The following is a 19230-nucleotide window of genomic DNA, read 5'->3' as shown; positions in this document are numbered from 1 at the left end:
CGGGTGCCCCGGCGGACCCGCGGCCCTGCGCGGGCGGCGGTTCCGGTGGGGGCGCCAACCTCCGGGGCGGGCCCGGTGGACGGGTCTAGAACCCGCTTCGCATCCCGCCGTCCACGGGCACCATGATGCCCGTGAGGTACGAAGCCGCGGGGGAGAGCAGGAACGCGGCCGTGCGGCCGAACTCCTCCGCGGTGCCGTAGCGGCGCAGCGGGATACGGGACTCGTTGGCCGCGCGGGTGGCCTCGGGGTCGGCGGACAGCCCGTCCAGTTCGCGGACCCGGTCCGTGTCGATGCGGGACGGCAGCAGTCCGACGACGCGGATCCCACGCGGACCCAGCTCGTCCGCGAGGGACTTGGCGAAGCCCGCGAGGCCCGGACGCAGACCGTTGGAGATGGTCAGCCCCGGGATCGGTTCGTACACCGAGCCGGAGAGCACGAAGCCGATGACACCTCCCTCGCCCAGCTCCTCGGCGGCCGCGCGGGCCAGCCGTACCGCACCGAGGAAGACCGACTCGAACGCCACCATCCACTGTTCGTCGGTGTTGTCCGCCGCGAACCCGGGCGGCGGTCCGCCGACGCTGATCAGGATGCCGTCGAAAGCGCCGAAGTGGTCACGGGCGGCCGCGATCAGCCGCGCCGGGGTCTCGGCGGCGCCGTTGTCGGCCGCGACCCCGGCCGCGTTCGCGCCGAGCGCGGAGGCGGCGTCGGCCGCGCTCTTCGCGTCGCGCCCGGTGACGACCACCTTCGCGCCGTCGGCGACGAGTTCACGCGCGGCGGCGTTGCCCAGGCCCCGGGTGGCTCCCGTGACGACGTACACACGATCCTTCAGTCCAAGATCCATGGCTCCATCCTCCCCTATCCCGGTGGCGTGACCCCTTCCGCTTCCCCCGCCTTCTCGACGCCGAACAGGCTGAGAGCGGACACCACCAGACCGATGTGGCTGAAGGCCTGCGGGAAGTTGCCGAGCTGGCGGCCGGCGACCGGGTCGTACTCCTCGGACAGCAGTCCCAGGTCGTTGGTGAGGCCGACCAGCCGTTCGAACAGCTCGCGCGCCTCCCGCGTACGGCCCGTCAGATGCAGTGCGTCCGCGAGCCAGAACGAGCAGACGATGAAGGTGCCCTCACCGCCCGGGAGTCCGTCGACGCCGGTCGCCGCGGCGCTGTAGCGGCGCACCAGGAAGCCGTCGGGGGCGAGTTCCGCGCGGACCGCGTCGATCGTGCCCACCACCCGCGGATCGTCGGGGGGCAGGAAGCCGACCCGCGGGATGAGCAGCAGGGAGGCGTCCAGTTCGGGTGAGCCGTAGGACTGCGTGAAGGTGTTCCGGGCGGTGTCGAAGCCGCGTTCGAGCACCTCCCGGTGCACGTCCTCGCGCATCGCCCGCCAGCCCTCCAGATCACCGTCGAGCGTCGGGTCGTCCTCCAGCGTGCGCACCGCGCGGTCGGCGGCCACCCAGGCCATCACCTTCGAGTACACGAAGTGCCGGCGTGGGCCGCGCACCTCCCAGATCCCCTCGTCCGGATGCCGCCAGGCGACTCGCAGGAACTCCATCATGGCGCACTGCACCCGCCATATGTGGGGCCTGGACGGCAGACCCGAACGCCGGGCGAGCGACAGCGAGTCGATGACCTCACCGTACACATCGAGCTGCAACTGCTCCACGGCGCTGTTGCCGACCCGGACGGGCGTGGAGCCGGCATAGCCGGACAGCCACGGAATCTCGTACTCGGACAGCCGGCGCTCCCCCGAGAGGCCGTACATGATCTGCAGGTCCGCCGGATCGCCCGCGACCGCGCGCAGCAGCCAGTCGCGCCATGCCTCGGCCTCCTCGTGGTAGCCGGCCGCGAGGAGGGCGCCGAGGGTGAGCGTGGAGTCGCGCAGCCAGCAGTAGCGGTAGTCCCAGTTGCGGACGCCGCCGAGCTCCTCGGGCAGCGAGGTGGTGGGGGCGGCCACGATGCCGCCGGTCGGCGCGTAGGTGAGGGCCTTGAGGGTGATCAGGGAGCGCACCACGGCATCCCGGTGCGGCCCCTTGTAACGGCAGCGCGCCGCCCACGCCCGCCAGTCCTGGACGCTGGTCTCCAGCGCCTCGAAGGGATCGCACAGGGGCGGCCGGGGCCGGTGCGAGGGGTGCCAGGTCAGGACGAAGGCGACCTTCTCGCCCGCCGCCACGGTGAACTCCGAGTGCGTGCGGAAGTCCTTGCCCCAGGTGTGCACGGGCGGATCGCTGCGCAGCCACACCGAGTCCGGCCCCGCGACCGCCACCCGGTGACCGTCCGAGCGGCGCATCCACGGCACGACCGAGCCGTAGTCGAAGCGCAGCCGGAGCAGACTGCGCATCAGGACCTTGCCGCTGAGACCTTCGATGATGCGTACGACATCGGGGGCGTGCTCGCGCTGCGGCATCAGGTCGGTCACCCGGACCGAGCCCTCGGCGGTGTCCCACTCGGTGTCGAGCACCAGCGTGTCCGGGCGGTAGGCGCGCCGGGTGCACGCGTCCGCCCCTTCGGGCGCGATCCGCCAGTGACCGTTGTCCTCGTCGCCCAGCAGGGCCGCGAAGCAGGCGGCGGAGTCGAAGCGGGGCAGGCACAGCCAGTCGACGGAGCCGTCGCGGCCCACCAGAGCGGCGGTCTGTTCGTCCCCGATGAGCGCGTAGTCCTCGATGCGTCGGTGCACGGTGGACGGGTTCCCGACCGGGGCGACGGTCAATCGGGCCGCCGGAGTGGCGTGGGCGCCCGCGGCGAGGCGGCACGGGGAAGACCCGCGCCCCGCCTCCGAGCTGTACCCCCGACCTACACCCCCGCCGGTTCCGCTTCCGGCGCGGTCTGCGTGGCGGCGGCCTCCGCCCGGTCGCGGCGTTCGCGGCGGACCAGGATCACGAAGCCGACGGGGACGCCCGCGGAGAAGAGCCACCACTGGATCGCGTACGCCATGTGCGGGCCGATGTCGCTGTGCTCCGGGTCCGGGATCAGCTCGGGGGAGTCGCCCCTGGGCTCCGGCGCGGTCTGCTCGATGTAGCCGCCGAGGACCTGCTCGCCGAGCCGCCGCGCCTCCTGCCCGCTGCTGATCAGCATGACCTGACGGGCGGGCAGGCCCCGGACGTTCTTGATGCCGCTGTCGGCGGTCGTCTGGTCGGCCATCAGCCGGCCGGTGACGGTGATCTCGCCCCGGGCGGGGGCCGGGATCTTCGGGAAGGCGGTCTGCGCGCCGTCCGCCGGGACCCAGCCCCGGTTGACCATGAGGACGCGGCCGTCGGCCAGGACGAACGGGGTCAGGACGTGGTACCCGACCGCGCCGTCGGCGTTGGTGCGGCGGCGGACGACCTCTTCGTGCGCGGTGTCGAAGTGCCCCTTCGCGGTCACCCGGCGGAACAGGTCGTCGTTCCGGATCCGCTGTCCCGGCGCGGTGACCGTCTCCGCGGGCACCGGCTTCGCGGCGAGCGAGTCGGAGATCACCGTGTTCAGGGCGACCTTGTGCTCATGCCGGTGAAGCTGCCAGAAGCCCAGCTTGATCATCGTCGGGATGAGCACGAGGGCCACGAGGGTGAGGATCACCCACTGCCGGGACAACAGGAAGCGGTACACCCCATTGACGGTACTCGGCATGATTCGGCCCTCGACGGAGGGGTCCCGCCGAGGGCCGTGCGATGCCCTGTCCGGGGCCGGGCGGGATTCAGACCTTGTCGACGATCCCCGCCTTCCCCTCAGCGCGGGCGCAGTGCGCGCCGCAGTACCAGTGGCCCTCGACCTCGACGCCCTGGCCGATGACCTGGACGCGACAGTGCTCGCAGATCGGGGCCATCCGGTGGATCGCGCAGGAGAAGCAGTCGAAGACGTGCACCGCGCCCTGCGCGTGCACCTCGAAGGTCATTCCGTAGTCATTTCCGCATACTTCGCATCTCGCCATGCGCCACAGGGTGGGGTGCCGGGGCGGCGCGGGCGAGCGGGCGCCGGGCGAGTCGCCCGTCAATCACCCGTACGTCGGTCACCCTTCCGACGCGGGTTCGACGTCTCGCAGCAGTTGTCCGAACGCCGCCTCGTCGATCACCGGTGTCCCGAACTGCTTGGCCTTGACCACTTTTGATGTGCTGGAGTCCGGGTCGTTCGTCACCAGCAGGCTGGTGAGCCGGGACAGGCTCGTCGCGACATGCAGCCCGGCCTCGACGGCCCGGTCCTCCAGCAGCTCGCGGTCGACGGACGTGTCACCGGAGAACGCGACCCGCATGCCCTGTTTGAGCGGCTTGTTCGACTCGTACCGCCCTGGGTTGGGATGAGGGCATGCGGGGCGCTTGCGGGAGGGGCGCCAGCTCCCGGACGGGTAACCGCCGGACGCGTAGCCCCCGGACTGCCGTCCGATCCGGGGCGCCGAGGGGCTGTCGGACCACTCCTTGAGTGGCAGGCACTCGAGGAGCGGCAGGCGCACCCCGCCCTGCGCGGCGGCCCGCAGGCTCGGCCGGAACGCCTCGGCCAGTACGCGCGCGTCGTCCAGCGCGTGGTGCGCCCGCTGCTGTACGACACCGAAGTGCGCGGCCAGCGACTCCAGCTTGTGGTTGGGCAGCGGCAGGCCCAGTTCCTTGGAGAGCGCGATGGTGCACAGGCGCTGGCGCACGGGTGCCTCGCGCTCCGCGCGCGCGTACTCCCGCGCGATCATCGACCAGTCGAAGACCGCGTTGTGCGCGACCAGCACCCGGCCGTCGAGCCGGGCGGCGAACTCCTCGGCGACGTCCTGGAAGAGCGGCGCTCCTTCGAGCATCTCGCTCGTCAGACCGTGGATCCACACCGGGCCCGGGTCCCGCTCCGGATTGACCATCGTGTACCAGTGGTCCTCGACCTCGCCGCGCGCGTCCAGCCGGTAGACGGCGGCCGAGATTATCCGGTCGTCGCGGGCCAGTCCTGTGGTCTCCACGTCGACGACCGCGTATCCCTGCGGATACGCGGCCGGCCAGGAGGCTGGGGACGCTGCGGTCGTGAGGTCTTCGAGCATGGTCAATGAGGATACGGGCCGTGACTGACAGTCCCGCCCCCGCCTTCCCGGAACCGGCGCCCCCGTATTCGCGGAACCGGCGCCCCCGCGGGCCCGCCACCGGGCCACCCGCGCGCGAGCCCCGCAACCGGGCACGGCGGGCCCGGCGGGCCCGACGTTGACGCGCTCAGCCCAGCGCCGCCACCAGGTCCCCCGCCGTCAGGGCGGCCAGGCCGCAGCCGTCGACCGGGCCGGGCAGCAGCCGGTACACGGAACCGCTCGCTCCCTGTGGGGCGACGCCCCCGTGCACCAGGGCGAGCAGCACATGCCTCTTCGCGGCCGTCTCGGCGGCGAGCCCCTCCGGGTCCTCGGCCGGGCGCCGCCGCTCCGGGGGCTCCAGTGCCCGTATGCGGGCGGCGAAGGCCAGGTCCGTCTCGCCCTCCCGGCGCGCGTAGTGCCACAGCTCGTCGCCCGACGGCGCCCGCCGGACCACCTCGACCTCGTCCGTACGGGCCGCCGCGTGCCACACCGCCAGGTCCCACAGGGTCGTACGGCCGGTGGTGAAGTACTGGAACAGGTCCTTGCCGACGCGGCCGAGGTCGGCGCTGTGCCGGTACACGCTGTGGTAGCCCTCGGACGACGGCAGATGCAGGTCGGTCCACAGGAACGTGCGGCGCTCCAGGTCGACCAGCAGGGGGACGTGGATGCGCGAATCGCCCTCCAGGTCGTAGCGCTGACGCACCGTGCGGGGGTCGTACGAGGCGTCGCGTCCGTCCTTCGAGGGCAGCGCCATGAAGCCGGCGAAGGCGTCGAGGAGATGCTCGAAGGCGATGTTGTTGAAGCTGAAGACGATGGGCACGGCGAAGCGCACCGGGCCGTCGACGAGTGCCGCGAGGTCCAGGTCCACGTACTCGGTGGCGCCGTCGGGCGCCGGTGCCGAGGTCAGGTCGCCGGAGTGGACGGCGGCCCGCTCCCCGTGGACCAGGTTCGTGTAGTCGCACACACCCACGAACGCCCAGTCCTTGTCGTACAGCGCGACCGACAGATCGAGGTCCACGCGGATCTTCGCGGGCTGCGTCCAGTGCAGGAAGAGACGCAGGACCTCCCCCTCGGGGAGCGGCTGGCTGCTGCCGCGCGGCACGGAGACCAGTGCCTTCGCGGACGCGCGCTCGGCGGAGGGGACGGCCAGGCCCGCGAGGCCCGCGTCGAGGACGGCGAGGTCGAAGCGCGGAGCGGACGACAGCCGGCGTACGGCCTCGGCCTCCAGGAGCGCGCAGACGCCGTCGGTGACCTTCTCGGCCAGCGGGGCCCGGGTGTCGTCGAGGGTGAAGGAGTGGGTGACCCGGCCGCTTGGGAAGAACACCCGCCGCTCGCCCGGGAGATGGCGGACGCGCAGCCGTCCGAGCGCCGCGAGCAGCGGACCGGGACCGGCCTTGGGAAGGACCCGCCGCATGGTGTCGGCGAACCCGTCCGGCAGTGTCTCCAGGTCGTGCAGGCGCAGCAAGTGGTCGAGTCTGCGCAGCAGTTCGCCAGGCCGGCGTGCGAGCAGATCGAGAGCACGGGGCAGGTCCTTCTCGCGCAGGGCCTGTTCGGCGTGTGCGCCCCAGGAGTCGGCCTTGATGCGCGCGCCGTCGATCCGTACCGCTTCCGGGTGCGCGGCCGCGGTGCGCAGCAGGGCTTCGCCCAGCGGAGTGGCGGAGGTGTCGGTGGCGCGCAGCACGGCGAACGCGAGGGCGGCCTTCGGGTGCCGGTCGTGCCGCTCGTACGGGTGCAGGATCTCGGTGGCGCGCTTCCAGCCGACCGGATGCCGCAGTACGTCCTCGACCAGCGACGACACCTCGAACCCGTCGAGTACGGCGAGGAGTTCGCGGCGCAGCGGGCGGGGCAGGGAGCGGAAGCGGCGCAGTTCGACGAGATCGGCCTCGCCGCCCGACCAGACGTGCAGCAGCCGCAGCACGTCCGTCGCCGTGGTGAGGTGCGCGGCGAGCAGCGGGCGCACGGCCTCGCGCGTGCGCCGGTCCAGCAGGAGGCTGCCGAGCACCAGGGCCTTCGTCTCGCGGACGGGGATCTCCGCGGGCAGCCAGTCCAGGGTGGCGGGCGAGTGCGCCAGCAGCAGCTTCACATCGTCCCGGTCCTGGGGCGGCAACGGCGTCCGCCGGGCCAGCAGCTGGAGCAGCGCCTTCGCGGAATCCGCTCGCTGATCGGTGCCGAGCGCCAGCAACTTCAGCGGTCCGACGGGCAGTTCGCGCCGAAGGCGGGGCGCGGCGGGCTTCAGGAACGGGTCGGCGCGGTCGATCCGGCGGTGGCACAGGGGGCAGCCGGCGTAGTCGGCGCCGTCCCAGCAGGCGCGGCACACCAGATGGGCGCACGGCGACACGGGATGCACGCTGCCGACCGCGGCGCACAGTACGCACGGCTGGGCGGGCCACTGCAGCAACAGGGTGAAGACCCGGTCGACGTACAGCTGGAAGGTGTCGTCGGGCACGGAGGCCGGGAAGCTGCGGAACAGCGGCATATGGGTCCGGTCGGCGCCCAGTTCCGCGTCGATCTGCCGGATCAGGGTGCTGCCGGCGTCCCCGAGTCCCGCGGGTCCGAGCCAGGCGAGCGCGGCGCGCAGCGGTGCCGACGGGGCGAATCCCCGGTCGAGCAGCTCGGCTTCGAGGGCGACGAGTCCCTCGGTCGTCGCCGGGTCTCCCGGCCGTGGCCCGGCCTGGTCGACGTAGACGGTACGCAGGCGGCGGAGCAGCACGGACGACAGTACGGACAAGCGGAAATCCCCCGGGATCCGGAAACGTGTGAGGCGGGGGCGGAGAGTGAGCGCGCTACGGGTGTCAGAGAAAGAGAGAAGGAAGCACGCTTGCGGAGCCGCCCCCGCGGTCACGGAGTCTAGGCAGGCGCCGGTCCGCGGGGCCACCGAATATTCCTGGGGTTCGTGAAGCCGGTCCGGCCCCGGATCGGATGGGCCCGCCGCCGGAGCCGGACGTCCGGCCGGTGCATGGCTATGGACCTTTGGCCCGTGCGGTGCAAGCGTGCTGCGCGCCCCAGCAGGTAGCGCCTACGAAGGGCGGTACGGACATGGCACGAGTGAGGTACGGCGCACGGACCGAGGCGGAGATCACCGCCTCGCGCAGCGCGAGCTCCAGACTCCCCGACATCTGGTCCACCGGTGTGGTGGCTGTGTGGGAGAGCGACCCGGACGCGGTCGCGGCGGTCCTGCCGCCCCCGCTGAAGCCCACCGCGCGGCCGTTGGTGCGGGTGAACATCAGCAAGGTCGATCTGCCCGGATATCCGCTGGGCGCGGGCTCGTTCGCCGTCGCCGCGGCGCACGAGGACGTCGAGGGCTGGTACCCGCTCGTCATGCCGATGACCCACGAGCGGGCCCTGATCGGCGGTCGCGAGGTGTTCGGGGAACCCAAGAAGCTCGGCGAGGTGACGGTCGAGCGCGACGGGCTCGTCGTGCGCGGTGTGCTCGCCCGGCACGGCATCGCCTTCGTCGAGGTGCGCGGCGCGGTGAGCGGGGCCCTGCCGCTGCCCGAACCCGCGCAGAAGACCGACTTCTACTTCAAGTTCCTTCCCGCGGTGGACGGTTCGGGCTTCGACGCCGACCCCGTCCTCGTGCACTGCGTGCGCAACGAGAAGGTCCGCAAGCTGGAGCGCGTCACCGGGGACGTCGTCCTGCGCGAGTCGATGTACGACCCGGTCGCCGATCTGCCCGTACGCCGGCTGGTGGGGATCACCATCGGTGAGAAGACCACCGACCAGAAGGGCAGGGTCGCCGAACGCGTCAGCGGCAGGGCCCTGTTGCCCTACATCCACCAGCGCTACGACGATCCGAGCCAGATCCTCGACGGGCCGCCCGACGGGAGCGTCTGATGGAACTGCGCGCAGGACAGGTCGCCGTCGTCACCGGAGCGGCGAGCGGCATCGGGCTCGCGATGGCGCGGCGGTTCGCGGCGGACGGCCTCAAGGTGGTCCTCGCCGACGTCGAGGAGGGCGCCCTGGAGAAGGCCGCCGCGGAGCTGCGCGAGGACGGCGCCGACGTCCTCGCGCGCGTGGTGGACGTCGGGGAGCGCTCCGAGGTCGTCGCGCTCGCCGAGGACGTGTACGGCACGTACGGCGCGGTGCACGTCCTGTGCAACAACGCCGGTGTCGGCTCCGGCGCCGAGGGCCGGATGTGGGAGCACGACCCGAACGACTGGAAGTGGGCCTTCGCCGTCAACGTGTGGGGCGTCTTCCACGGCATCCAGGCGTTCGTGCCCCGGATGATCGCCGCGGGCGAACCGGGCCACGTCGTCAACACCTCGTCCGGCGACGGCGGGATCGCCCCGCTGCCCACCGCCTCCGTGTACGCCGTCACCAAGGCGGCCGTGGTGACGATGACCGAGTCGCTGTACGCGCATCTGAAGGCGGAGCACGCGCGCGTGGGCGCCTCCGTACTGTTCCCCGGGCCCCACATGCTCCGCACGGGTCTGTGGGAGTCGCACCGCAACCGGCCCGCGCGGTACGCGAAGGAGCGGCCGCGCAGGACCCCGTACCGCAGCCTCGGACAGTGGGAGGCCGCGATGAAGGAGGCGGGCCACGACGTGCGGTTCACCCCCGTCGAACAGGTCGCCGACCTGGTCGCCGAGGGGATCCGCGAGGACCGCTTCTGGCTGCTGCCCGAGAGCGAGCACAGCGACCGGCAGATCCGGGCCAGGTCGCAGTCGATGCTCGAGCGGGCCGATCCGTCGTACCTGGAAAGTTTCATCCTCGACTGAGGGGGCGCGGTGACCGAACAGGACCCGTATCTGATCATCTCCTCCGACTGCCACGCCGGACTCCCCACCGAGGAGTACCGGCCCTATCTGGACTCCCGTTTCCACCGGGACTTCGACGAGTTCCTCGCGGGCCGTGACCGGCGCCGGGAGGAGATGACCCGCCTCGGCGTCCGCAACGAGGCGTTCGCGGACAAGTGGTTCCACGACAACGAGGAGGGCCTGCGCGGCGGTTGGGACACCGCGCAGCGCCTCAAGGAGCTGGACGGCGACGGGGTGGCGGCGGAGGTCGTCTTCCCCGACGCGGACGCCGTGGACAGCCGGACCGCCGCGCCGTTCGGCGTCGGCCTCGGCCTCTCCGGCGACCAGGACCCGGAACTCGGCATGGCGGGCGCGCAGGCCCACAACCGCTGGCTCGCCGACTTCGTCTCGGAGCACCCCGAACGGCACTGCGGAGTCGCCCTGTTGCCGGTCACCGGCGAGACCGGACGCGTGGTCGCCGAGGTGTACCGCGCCAAGGCGTCGGGTCTCGGCGCGCTGATGATCCCCTCCATGTGGGTCGACAAGGAGCCCTACCACGACCGCCGTTACGACCCCGTGTGGGCGGCGGCCGCCGAGTGCGCGATGCCCGTGCTCACCCACTCCGGCGCGGCACCGCGCCACGAGTACGGCGACCACCTGGGGATCTACGTCTCCGAAGTCACCTGGTGGCCCGCGCGTCCCCTCTGGTTCCTGCTCTGGTCGGGGGTCTTCGAGCGGCACCCCGGACTCCGGTTCGGCGTCGCGGAGTCGGGCTGCTGGTGGCTGCCCAACCTGCTGTGGTTCATGGACCGTCTCTATCTCGGCGCGCACGGCGGCAAGAAGCTGTCGCCCTTCGCCGAGCTGACACGGCCCCCGCACGAGTACCTGGACCGGCAGGTCTTCATCTGCGCGACCAACACCAAGCGCCGCGAACTCGCCCAGCGTTACGAGATCGGCGTCGACAACATCCTCTGGGGCAGCGATTTCCCGCACCCCGAGGGCACCTGGCCCGACACCCGGGCGTGGCTGGCGAAGACCTTCCACGACATCCCGGTCGCGGAGACCCGCCGCATGCTCGGCCTCGCGGCGGCCGAGGTCTTCGGCTTCGACGTCGGCGAACTGACCCCGCTCGCCCGGCGGATCGGCCCCACGCCGGCCGAACTGGGCCAGCAGGAGGACCAGTCGGCGGTCGAGGCGTCCTGGGCGCGCTCGCGCGAAGTGGGCCGCCACTGGTTGACGGACCACGACTTCCCCGTGCTGGGAGTGAGCCCATGAGCGCCGAGGACCGCTACACCGTCATCTCCGCCGACTGCCACGCCGGCGCCGATCTCCTCGACTACAAGCCGTACTTGGAGCGCCGGCACCACGAGGACTTCGACGCCTGGGCGGCCGGCTACGTCAACCCGTACGAGGACCTGCTCGCCGACACCGCCGACCGGAACTGGAACTCCGGGCGCCGCGTCGCGGAGCTGGAGGAGGACGGCATCGTCGCGGAGGTGGTCTTCCCCAACACCATCCCGCCGTTCTTCCCGTCGGGCTCCCTGATGGCACCGGCCCCGACGGCGCAGGAGCTCGAACTGCGCTGGGCGGGCCTGCGGGCCCACAACCGCTGGCTCGCCGACTTCTGCGCAGCGGCACCCGGCCGTCGCGCGGGAGTCTTCCAGATCCTCCTGAACGACGTCGACGCGGCGGTCGAGGAGATCCGCTGGGCGGCGCGCGCGGGCCTCAAGGGCGGCCTGCTGCTGCCGGGCACACCCCCCGGCTCGGGCCTGCCCGAGCTGTACTCGTCGGTGTACGACCCGATCTGGGCGGCCTGCGCCGAACTGGGTGTCCCGGTGAACCATCACGCGGGCTCCGCCTCGCCGCCGCTCGGGGACGAACCGGCGGCCCGCGCGGTCTACATGGTGGAGACGACCTGGTTCTCGCACCGGGCGTTGTGGCACCTGGTGTTCGGGGGCGCGTTCCGCCGGAACCCCGGTCTGAGGCTGGTGCTGACCGAGCAGGGCTCGGGCTGGATCCCCGGGGTGCTCGACATGCTGGACTACTACCACGGGCGGCTGGTCGCGGCGGCGGGCAGGGCGTCGAAGGCGTCGACGGCCGAGTCGAAGTTCGGCGCGGGACTGGCCGCGACGATGGGCGAACGCCCTTCCCTGGTCTGGCGTGACAACTGCTTCGTCGGCGCCAGTTTCATGCGCCCCCACGAGGTGCCGCTGCGCGACCGCATCGGCCTCGACAAGATCATGTGGGGCAGCGACTACCCGCACGACGAGGGCACCCACCCCTACACCCGCGAGGGCCTGCGCATCGCCTACGCGGGCCTGCCCCGCGCCGAGATCGCCGCCATGGCCGGCGGCAACGCGGCCCGCGTCTACGGCTTCGACCTGGCGTACCTCGACGAGATCGCCGCGAAGGTCGGCCCGACCGTGGCCGAGATCGCCGAACCGCTGGACACCCCGCCCGCCGACGCGACGAGCCCGGCGTTCGCGAGAGGAGGGTCGGTGCGCGTGTGGTGAGCGCCGAGGAGTTCGCCGCCCGGGGGAGTACGGTTCGGTGGATTCCGGGCGGTGTGCGGCCCGGGGGACCGCCGGGTCGGTGCTGCGCCGGCCGCACCCCGGGTGCGATCCTCCCCGTGTGACGCAACCGACGCACGACGAGGCCCACGGCGGCACCCTCGGCTCGCGGCTGAACTGGCTGCGGGCCGCCGTCCTCGGCGCCAACGACGGCATCGTCTCCACGGCGGGCCTCGTCGTCGGCGTGGCCGGCGCCACCAGCGACCGCGCGGCGCTGTTCACCGCGGGCCTCGCGGGACTGCTCGCCGGGTCGATGTCCATGGCGGCGGGCGAGTACGTGTCCGTCTCCACCCAGCGGGACTCGGAGCTGGCGGCCCTGGCCATGGAGAAACGGGAGCTCAAGGAGCAGCCGGAGGCCGAACTGGAGGAGCTGACCGAGCTCCTGGAGCAGCGCGGCCTGTCGAGGGAGGTGGCCCGCGAGGCGGCCGGACAGCTCACCGAGCGGGACGCCCTGCGGGCCCACGCGTCCGAGGAACTCGGCATCGACCCCGACGACCTGACCAATCCGTGGCACGCGGCATGGGCGAGCTTCCTCGCGTTCACCGCCGGAGCGCTGCTGCCGCTGCTGGCGATCGTGCTGCCGCCGGCGGCCTGGCGGCTCGGCGTCACCGTGGTCTCGGTGCTGGCCGCGCTCGCCCTCACCGGCTGGAGCAGCGCACGGCTGGGCTCGGCGGACCCACGGCGCGCGGTGCTGCGGAACACGGCCGGGGGAGCGCTTGCCATGGCGGTGACGTACGCGGCCGGAGCGCTGCTCGGAGCGGCGGGCGTATGAGTACCCGGCCGGGCACGGGTATCGCCCTTGGCGGAGATCACCAGGAAGCAAGCGCGTACCGGCGGTAATACTTGTCGGTAACAGCCTCTGTACGCAGCCGACCAGCGCATCTACGGTTCACCCATGCCGAACCTGCCCGATGTCGTGCTCTGGTCGATACCCGCCTTCGTGCTCCTCGCCGTCATCGAGATGGTGAGCGTCCGGATCCATCCGGACGACGATGCCGCGGGATATGGGACGAAGGACGCCGCGACCAGTCTCGGCATGGGGCTCGGCAGCCTCTTCTTCGATCTCCTGTGGAAGTCCCCGATCGTCGCGATCTACATGGCGGTCTACGAACTGACGCCGCTGCGGGTGCCCGTCCTGTGGTGGACGATCCCGCTGATGCTGCTCGCGCAGGACTTCTTCTACTACTGGTCCCACCGCGGCCACCACGTGATCCGCGTCCTGTGGGCCTGTCACGTCGTGCACCACTCCAGCAGGAAGTTCAACCTCACCACCGCACTGCGCCAGCCCTGGACGGGCCTCACGTCCTGGCCCTTCTACCTCCCGATGGTCGCCCTCGGGGTGCACCCGGCCGCGCTCGCGTTCTGCTCGTCGGTGAGCCTCGTCTACCAGTTCTGGATCCACACCGAACGCATCGACAAGATGCCCCGCTGGTTCGAGTCCGCCTTCAACACGCCCTCCCACCACCGCGTCCACCACGCCTCCCAGGGCGGCTACCTGGACCGCAACTTCGGCGGGATCCTCATCGTCTGGGACCGGCTCTTCGGATCGTGGGTCGCGGAGACCGAACGCCCCGTCTACGGGCTCACCAAGAACATCACCACGTACAACCCGCTGAGGGTGGCCACCCACGAGTACACCGCCATCGCCAGGGACGTGCGGGCGGCGGCGAACTGGCGCGAGCGCGCCGGGCGGCTCCTCGGCAGGCCCGGCTGGCAGCCCGCGCCACCGGCCGCCGCGCAGACTCCGCTCACGGAGTCCACCGCGCACACCCGGGTGACGGACCCTGCCGAGCAGATCCCGGTGACGGAGCCCGCCGCGCGGACCCAGGCCGCGGAGTCCGCCGCGTGATCCCGCGTCCCGCGCGCGTCCTGCTCGTCTGCTTCGCGCTGACGGCGGCCGTGGACCTCCTCTCGCTGCTCGCCGGATCCGACCCCGGACACCGGATCGCCAAGCCGCTCCTGATGCCGCTGCTCGCCTTGTACGCGGCTGCACGCGGCGGACCCCGGTTCCTCGTGGCGGCCCTGCTCCTCGGCTGGTGCGGTGACCTGGCGCTCATGTCCGACGCCGACCCCGCCTTCCTCCTCGGCATGGCCTCCTTCGCGGCGGGGCACGTGTGCTACCTCGTGCTCTTCCGCAGAACGGCACGCGTTCGCGGCGCACGGCTCGTCGGCGTGTACGCCACCGTCCTCGTCGCCCTGGTCGTCCTCCTGTGGCCGGGTCTGCCGGCCGGCCTGCGCATCCCCGTCGCGGGCTACAGCCTGCTGCTGACCGCGATGGCGTACGGGGCCACGCGGCTCGGGCCCGTCGCGGCGCTCGGCGGCGCCCTCTTCATGCTCTCGGACACGCTCATCGCCACCGGCGTCGCCGACTGGCCGCAGCTGCCGAAGGCGGCCTTCTGGATCATGCTCACGTACGTCGTGGCCCAGTTCCTGCTGGTCGAAGGCGTGCTGAGCCCCCTCGCCGCGCGACGCGCGCCCGCGGCGGCGTACGGTGAGATGCGCTCAACCACCCCCTGAGCGCATCTCACCCACGCTCCGCACGAGAGGGACCCTCGCCATGCGCGCCACCACCATCCACGCCCCGTACGACATGCGCGTGGAGGACGTGCCCGAGCCCATGGTGCAGCTGCCCACCGACGCGATCGTGCGGGTGCTGCGCTCCTGCATCTGCGGCAGCGACCTGTGGGCGTACCGCGGCGAGGCGGCCCGGCAGCCGGGCCAGCGGATCGGGCACGAGTTCCTCGGCATCGTCGAGGAGACGGGCTCCGCGGTGACCGGAGTGCGGCGCGGCGACCTGGTCGTGGCGCCCTTCATGTGGTCCGACGGCGTGTGCGACTACTGCCGCGACGGACTCACCACCTCGTGCCGGCACGGCGGCTTCTGGGGTGCCGTCGGCTACGACGGCGGTCAGGGCGAGGCCGTACGCGTTCCCTTCGCCGACGGCACCCTCGTACAGCTGCCCAAGGAGGCGGCCTCCGACGACCACCTGCTGTCCGCGCTGCTGACGCTCTCCGACGTCCTCGGCACCGGCCACCACGCGGCCCTCGGGGCCGGTGTCCGCAAGGGCTCGACCGTCGCCGTCGTCGGGGACGGGGCCGTCGGGCTGTGCGCCGTGCTCGCCGCCCAGCGGCTCGGCGCCGAGCGGATCATCGCGCTCGGCCGCCACGAGGTGCGCACCGACATCGCGCGCCGCTTCGGTGCCACGGATGTCGTCGCCGAGCGCGGTGAGGCGGCCGTCGAGGCCGTGCGCGAGCTGACCGGGGGCCAGGGTGCGCACTGTGTCGTCGAGGCCGTCGGCACCGAGCAGTCCATGCGTACGGCTGTGAACATCACCCGCGACGGCGGCGCCATCGGTTTCGTCGGCGTGCCCCACGGCAGCGGTACGGGCCTCGACCTGGGCGTCATGTTCGACCGGAACATCGCCCTGCGCGGCGGCGTCGCCCCGGTCCGCGCGTACATCCCCGAGCTGCTGCCCGACGTCCTCGACGGGACCATCGACCCGTCGCCGGTCTTCGACATGACCATCGGGCTGGAGAGCGTGCCCGAGGGTTACAAGGCGATGGACGAGCGGACCGCGCTGAAGGTCCTCGTCACCAACTGACGCCGGGGTGGTACCCACGGGCCGGGCGACCGGCGCGGCCCGTGGGGCGGCTCCCCACCGGACGGGCACCGGCAGGGCCGTCAGTGGGCCCGACACGGGAGCGACCAGGCCCAGCCGGGCAAGTGCGGGAAAACAAGCGGTGGTTCGGCATTCCGCCCGTAGGTGCGTTTCCGGCCGACCCGTCGGTCACGCCCACTCGGCCGGGTCCGTGCCCCAAGGCCCCGGCGGCCGCGCCCAGTCGGCGGGACCACCGGCGAAGGAGACGGGCGTCCGGGTATACCCGAGCCGGCCCAGGTCGCTGTCGGTCTCGGCGAGCCAGGCGGCCGGTTCGTACGAGGCGTCGGCGGGCTCCTCGTCCCGGCGCGCCAACCCGTCCACCAGCCACGCGGCTGTCTGCGCCAGCGCCAGCCGGACGAGCCGCGTCCCGCCCTGCCGGGTCTGCTCGGTGAGCGACCGGAGCACCGCGGCGGCCAGCAGATACCCCGTGCCGTGGTCGAGGGCCTGCGCGGGCAGCGCACCCGGCCGCTCCGCCGACCCCTCGATCTCCGCGATCCCGGTGGCGACCTGCACCAGGCTGTCGAAGCCCCGCCGCCCGGCCCACGGCCCGTACCCACCCCACGCGGACAACTGCGCCACGACCAGGCCGGGTCGGCGCACGGCCAGTGCCTCCGGCGTGAGCGCGAAGTGGTCGAGGGAGCCGGGCCGGTACCCGGTGACCAGGACGTCGGCCTCGGCGAGCAGTTCCTCGAAGGTGTCGCGGTCCGCGCGCACGCCCAGGTCGAGCTTCGTGGAACGCTTCCCGAAGCCCGTGTCGGCGTGCGCGTCGGGGTCCTCGGGCAGCCGCGGCGTGTCCACGCGCAGGACGTCGGCGCCCAGCAGTGCGAGGGTGCGGGTCGCGACCGGGCCCGCGATGACCCGGGTGAGGTCCAGGACGCGCACACCGGCCGCGGGCCGCAGCGGATCACCGGAGAGCCGCGACCGTGCGCGCGGCGCGGACCCGTCCAGTTCGGCGACGGGCTCCCGGGTCAGCAGGGGCCGGCGCGCGACGGCCGCCCCCTGCTCGTGCGCCGCCCACTCCTTGGCCGTACGCAGCGCTACGGCGAGGCCGCCGGCCGCGTACACGGTGTCCTCCACGTCCGCGGCGGACCGTTCGGCGAGGCAGGCGGCGACCGTCTCCACGGACGCGTCCGCGCCCAGCCCCAACGCGTCCAGCAGTCGCGCCCGGTGATGTGGATAGTTCGCGTGCGTCCGCACCCAGCCGTCCGCGGTCCGCCAGAACCGGGACAGCGGCGCGAAGGTGACCGGCGCGCGCCCGCCGATCCGCAGATGCCGTTCGCTGACGAAGGCCGTGGCGACGGCGCCGTCGTCCACGCTCACCCGCGGCACCCGCGCGAGTCCGGCCCGCCGGGCCCCCAGCTCGGCGGCCGCCAGCGCGCAGGCACCCACGCAGGCGCGCGCCAAGTCGCGTACGGGCAGCCGGGCTTCCAGCGCACCCGCGCGCACCACGGTCGAAACCCCGGGGAGCAGTGCCGGGTCGCCGCCCAGCTCCTCCCACACAACGGCCATCGGTGAATGCGTCATACCGGCACTATGCAGCGTGGACGCGATCAACATGGAAGGCGGCCTGCGACGGCGTGGCCCCGGTCGCCGCACAGGACGACCGGGGCCACGGGACTTTCGGCAGGCGCTACTTGACCGCCCGCAGCGCGTTGACGATCCCGAATCCGTAGAAGCCGTTCACCCGCTTGCCGCCGACACAGGTCGCGTCGACGACGCCGTCGCCGTTCCCGTCGTAGGGGGTGGTCGGGCAACCCGGGTTGTCCGCCTGGGCCTTGAGGAGGATCTGGAGCTGAGCCGGCGTGGCCCACGGGTACTTGGACTTCAGCAGCGCGGCCACGCCGGCGACGTGCGGCGTCGCCATCGAGGTGCCCTGTAGGTAGCCGTACGTGTTGTTCGGCAGCGTCGAGAGGATGCGGCCGTTCTGCGACGGCGTGTCCGGGATCTGGTACCGGTCGCCGCCGGGCGCCGCGACGTCGATGACGCCGTCGCCGTAGCTGGAGAAGTAGGACTTGGCGCCCTTGAAGCCGGTCGAGGCGACCGTGACGACACCGGGCAACTGGGTGGGTATGTCGAAGCACTTGTGCGGGTCGACCGTGCGCGTCGTGGCGGTCGAGTCGTCGGGGCTGGACGCGTCGGTCAGCGCGTTCGAGTCGAGGTCGTCGTTGGAGTTGCCCGCCGCTGCGACGTTCAGCGTGCCCTTCTTCTGGGCGTAGAGCTGGGCCCGGTTGACGGCGTCGACGATGGCCTTCTGGTCGGGGTCGTCGAGGCAGTTGTACAGCCACGGGTCCACGTAGTAGCTGTTGTTGGTGATCTCGACGCCGTGGTCGGCGGCGAACACGAAGGCGCACACGACGCTCTCCGGGTAGAACAACTGGGTGGAGTCGGGCTCGGCCACCGTGATGCCCGCGACCTTCACGCCCGGCGCGACCCCCGCGACGCCGATGCCGTTGCGGGCCGCCGCGATCTCCCCCGCGACATGCGTGCCGTGGTAGTGGTCGGCGTCCACCGGGCGCCAGGCGCCGTACGTCGTGTCCGGCTTGCCGCCCACGCAGTTCGCGGACTGCGAGGCCGAGAAGTTCGGCGCGATGTCCGGGTGCGTGTCGTCGACGCCGACGTCGATCACGGCGACGGTGACCTTCTTGCTGCCCGGGTTGATCGCGGCCGCCTTGTCGGCGCCTATCGCGCGCAGGTCCCACTGGTCGGCCTCGAGGGGCTCCTCGCCCGCGCCGGCGGTCTTCGCGACCTTGGCGGCCTCGGCGGCCGACAGCACCTGCGCCGCGCCCTCGTCCGTCGTCCCCGCGGCGGTCAGCGCCGAGGTGCGCGTGGCACCGGCCGACTGCACTCCGCGTGCCGTCCGGATCTGCCGCCCGAAGTCCGGGTTCGCGGAGTGGACGACGATCACGCCGATCTGCTCGTACGCGATGACGACGCTGCCGCCGGCCGCGCCGATCGCCTTCTTCACCGACGCGATCGTGCGGTGGTCCGTTGTCGTGTTGACCACGTACGAGAGGTTCGGCCCGTCCGCGCTCGTCGCGGCGGGCGCGGTCAGAGGTGTGGCCGACGCGGCGCCCGGCAGGAAGCCGAGCGAGGCGGTGAGCGACAGAACGACCGGCACGGCGAGGGCGAGACGGCGTCTGGAACGCAGATGAGCCATGGGATCTCCACATCATCCGGAAAACGGAGCTGCCCGAACACGGATGGTGCTCGGGCAGGTACATGACGGATTGGTGCAGGCCGAAGCTATCCTCCCGCCGACCGGGCCAGCAAT

16 protein-coding genes are annotated in these 19230 nt (G+C 72.4%); 8 read left to right on the top strand and 8 right to left on the bottom strand.

The features are described from left to right. Window positions 1–85: 85 nt before the first annotated feature. The 6 genes from N4G66_RS07900 to N4G66_RS07875 form a co-directional block, all read right to left on the bottom strand. Window positions 86–841, bottom strand: coding sequence for an SDR family oxidoreductase (locus N4G66_RS07900; protein WP_261703260.1), 756 nt, complete (start codon window positions 839–841; stop codon window positions 86–88). A 14-nt stretch (window positions 842–855) separates the two neighbouring features. Then, window positions 856–2670 carry a glycoside hydrolase family 15 protein gene (locus N4G66_RS07895; RefSeq protein ID WP_261703259.1) on the bottom strand — a complete coding sequence of 605 codons (1815 nt, stop codon included), beginning with the start codon at window positions 2668–2670 and terminating at the stop codon, window positions 856–858. A gap of 116 nt (window positions 2671–2786) precedes the next feature. Beyond that, entirely contained in the window at window positions 2787–3578 is a 792-nt protein-coding gene (locus N4G66_RS07890) for an SURF1 family cytochrome oxidase biogenesis protein (RefSeq protein WP_261703449.1), read from the bottom strand. A gap of 88 nt (window positions 3579–3666) precedes the next feature. Beyond that, window positions 3667–3900, bottom strand: coding sequence for a hypothetical protein (locus tag N4G66_RS07885; RefSeq protein WP_078943477.1), 234 nt, complete (start codon window positions 3898–3900; stop codon window positions 3667–3669). Window positions 3901–3978: 78 nt separating this feature from the next. Continuing rightward, window positions 3979–4977: a DEDDh family exonuclease gene (locus tag N4G66_RS07880; RefSeq protein ID WP_261703258.1), complete on the bottom strand. Its 999-nt coding sequence runs from the start codon at window positions 4975–4977 to the stop codon at window positions 3979–3981. Window positions 4978–5143: 166 nt separating this feature from the next. After that, window positions 5144–7723 (bottom strand): MXAN_6230/SCO0854 family RING domain-containing protein, encoded by a 2580-nt coding sequence (locus tag N4G66_RS07875; protein ID WP_261703257.1) that lies wholly within the window; start codon window positions 7721–7723, stop codon window positions 5144–5146. 308 nt (window positions 7724–8031) lie between these two features. Here N4G66_RS07875 and N4G66_RS07870 point away from each other — a divergent pair, with 308 nt between their 5' ends. The 8 genes from N4G66_RS07870 (at window position 8032) to N4G66_RS07835 (ending at window position 15902) form a co-directional block, all read left to right on the top strand. After that, on the top strand, window positions 8032–8829 hold the full coding sequence (locus tag N4G66_RS07870) for an acetoacetate decarboxylase family protein (protein ID WP_261703256.1): 798 nt from the start codon (window positions 8032–8034) through the stop codon (window positions 8827–8829). After that, a complete protein-coding gene (locus N4G66_RS07865; RefSeq protein ID WP_261703255.1) occupies window positions 8829–9713 on the top strand; it encodes an SDR family NAD(P)-dependent oxidoreductase in 885 nt (294 codons plus the stop codon). Before N4G66_RS07870 ends, N4G66_RS07865 begins: the two co-directional genes overlap by 1 nt. A gap of 9 nt (window positions 9714–9722) precedes the next feature. Beyond that, on the top strand, window positions 9723–11006 hold the full coding sequence (locus N4G66_RS07860; RefSeq protein WP_261703254.1) for an amidohydrolase family protein: 1284 nt from the start codon (window positions 9723–9725) through the stop codon (window positions 11004–11006). After that, window positions 11003–12244, top strand: coding sequence for an amidohydrolase family protein (locus N4G66_RS07855; protein ID WP_261703253.1), 1242 nt, complete (start codon window positions 11003–11005; stop codon window positions 12242–12244). Before N4G66_RS07860 ends, N4G66_RS07855 begins: the two co-directional genes overlap by 4 nt. A 118-nt stretch (window positions 12245–12362) precedes the next feature. Beyond that, a complete protein-coding gene (locus tag N4G66_RS07850) occupies window positions 12363–13073 on the top strand; it encodes a VIT1/CCC1 transporter family protein (protein ID WP_261703252.1) in 711 nt (236 codons plus the stop codon). A 123-nt stretch (window positions 13074–13196) separates the two neighbouring features. Then, window positions 13197–14150: a sterol desaturase family protein gene (locus N4G66_RS07845; RefSeq protein ID WP_261703251.1), complete on the top strand. Its 954-nt coding sequence runs from the start codon at window positions 13197–13199 to the stop codon at window positions 14148–14150. Further along, window positions 14147–14818, top strand: coding sequence for a lysoplasmalogenase (locus N4G66_RS07840; RefSeq protein WP_261703250.1), 672 nt, complete (start codon window positions 14147–14149; stop codon window positions 14816–14818). The genes N4G66_RS07845 and N4G66_RS07840 overlap by 4 nt, the downstream gene beginning before the upstream one ends. A gap of 40 nt (window positions 14819–14858) precedes the next feature. Next, window positions 14859–15902: a zinc-dependent alcohol dehydrogenase family protein gene (locus N4G66_RS07835; RefSeq protein ID WP_261703249.1), complete on the top strand. Its 1044-nt coding sequence runs from the start codon at window positions 14859–14861 to the stop codon at window positions 15900–15902. A 186-nt stretch (window positions 15903–16088) separates the two neighbouring features. Here N4G66_RS07835 and N4G66_RS07830 read toward each other — a convergent pair whose 3' ends face one another. Continuing rightward, window positions 16089–17483, bottom strand: coding sequence for a CoA transferase (locus N4G66_RS07830; RefSeq protein ID WP_261703248.1), 1395 nt, complete (start codon window positions 17481–17483; stop codon window positions 16089–16091). Window positions 17484–17589: 106 nt separating this feature from the next. Continuing rightward, complete coding sequence (locus N4G66_RS07825) at window positions 17590–19116, bottom strand: S8 family serine peptidase (protein WP_261703247.1); 1527 nt, start codon at window positions 19114–19116, stop codon at window positions 17590–17592. Between the last annotated feature and the right edge of the window lie 114 nt (window positions 19117–19230).

This window comes from Streptomyces rhizosphaerihabitans, assembly GCF_025399795.1.
GTDB classification, from domain to species: domain Bacteria; phylum Actinomycetota; class Actinomycetes; order Streptomycetales; family Streptomycetaceae; genus Streptomyces; species Streptomyces rhizosphaerihabitans.
This window is presented reverse-complemented; position numbering and strand designations above follow the sequence as displayed.

Bases quoted from the DNA above. Each gene is read 5' to 3' on its own strand.
- N4G66_RS07900 (WP_261703260.1), bottom strand. From the start codon at position 841: ATGGATCTTGGACTGAAGGATCGTGTGTACGTCGTCACGGGAGCCACC.
- N4G66_RS07885 (WP_078943477.1), bottom strand. From the start codon at position 3,900: ATGGCGAGATGCGAAGTATGCGGAAATGACTACGGAATGACCTTCGAG.
- N4G66_RS07880 (WP_261703258.1), bottom strand. From the start codon at position 4,977: ATGCTCGAAGACCTCACGACCGCAGCGTCCCCAGCCTCCTGGCCGGCC.
- N4G66_RS07870 (WP_261703256.1), top strand. From the start codon at position 8,032: ATGGCACGAGTGAGGTACGGCGCACGGACCGAGGCGGAGATCACCGCC.
- N4G66_RS07865 (WP_261703255.1), top strand. From the start codon at position 8,829: ATGGAACTGCGCGCAGGACAGGTCGCCGTCGTCACCGGAGCGGCGAGC.
- N4G66_RS07855 (WP_261703253.1), top strand. From the start codon at position 11,003: ATGAGCGCCGAGGACCGCTACACCGTCATCTCCGCCGACTGCCACGCC.
- N4G66_RS07845 (WP_261703251.1), top strand. From the start codon at position 13,197: ATGCCGAACCTGCCCGATGTCGTGCTCTGGTCGATACCCGCCTTCGTG.
- N4G66_RS07835 (WP_261703249.1), top strand. From the start codon at position 14,859: ATGCGCGCCACCACCATCCACGCCCCGTACGACATGCGCGTGGAGGAC.
- N4G66_RS07830 (WP_261703248.1), bottom strand. From the start codon at position 17,483: ATGACGCATTCACCGATGGCCGTTGTGTGGGAGGAGCTGGGCGGCGAC.
- N4G66_RS07825 (WP_261703247.1), bottom strand. From the start codon at position 19,116: ATGGCTCATCTGCGTTCCAGACGCCGTCTCGCCCTCGCCGTGCCGGTC.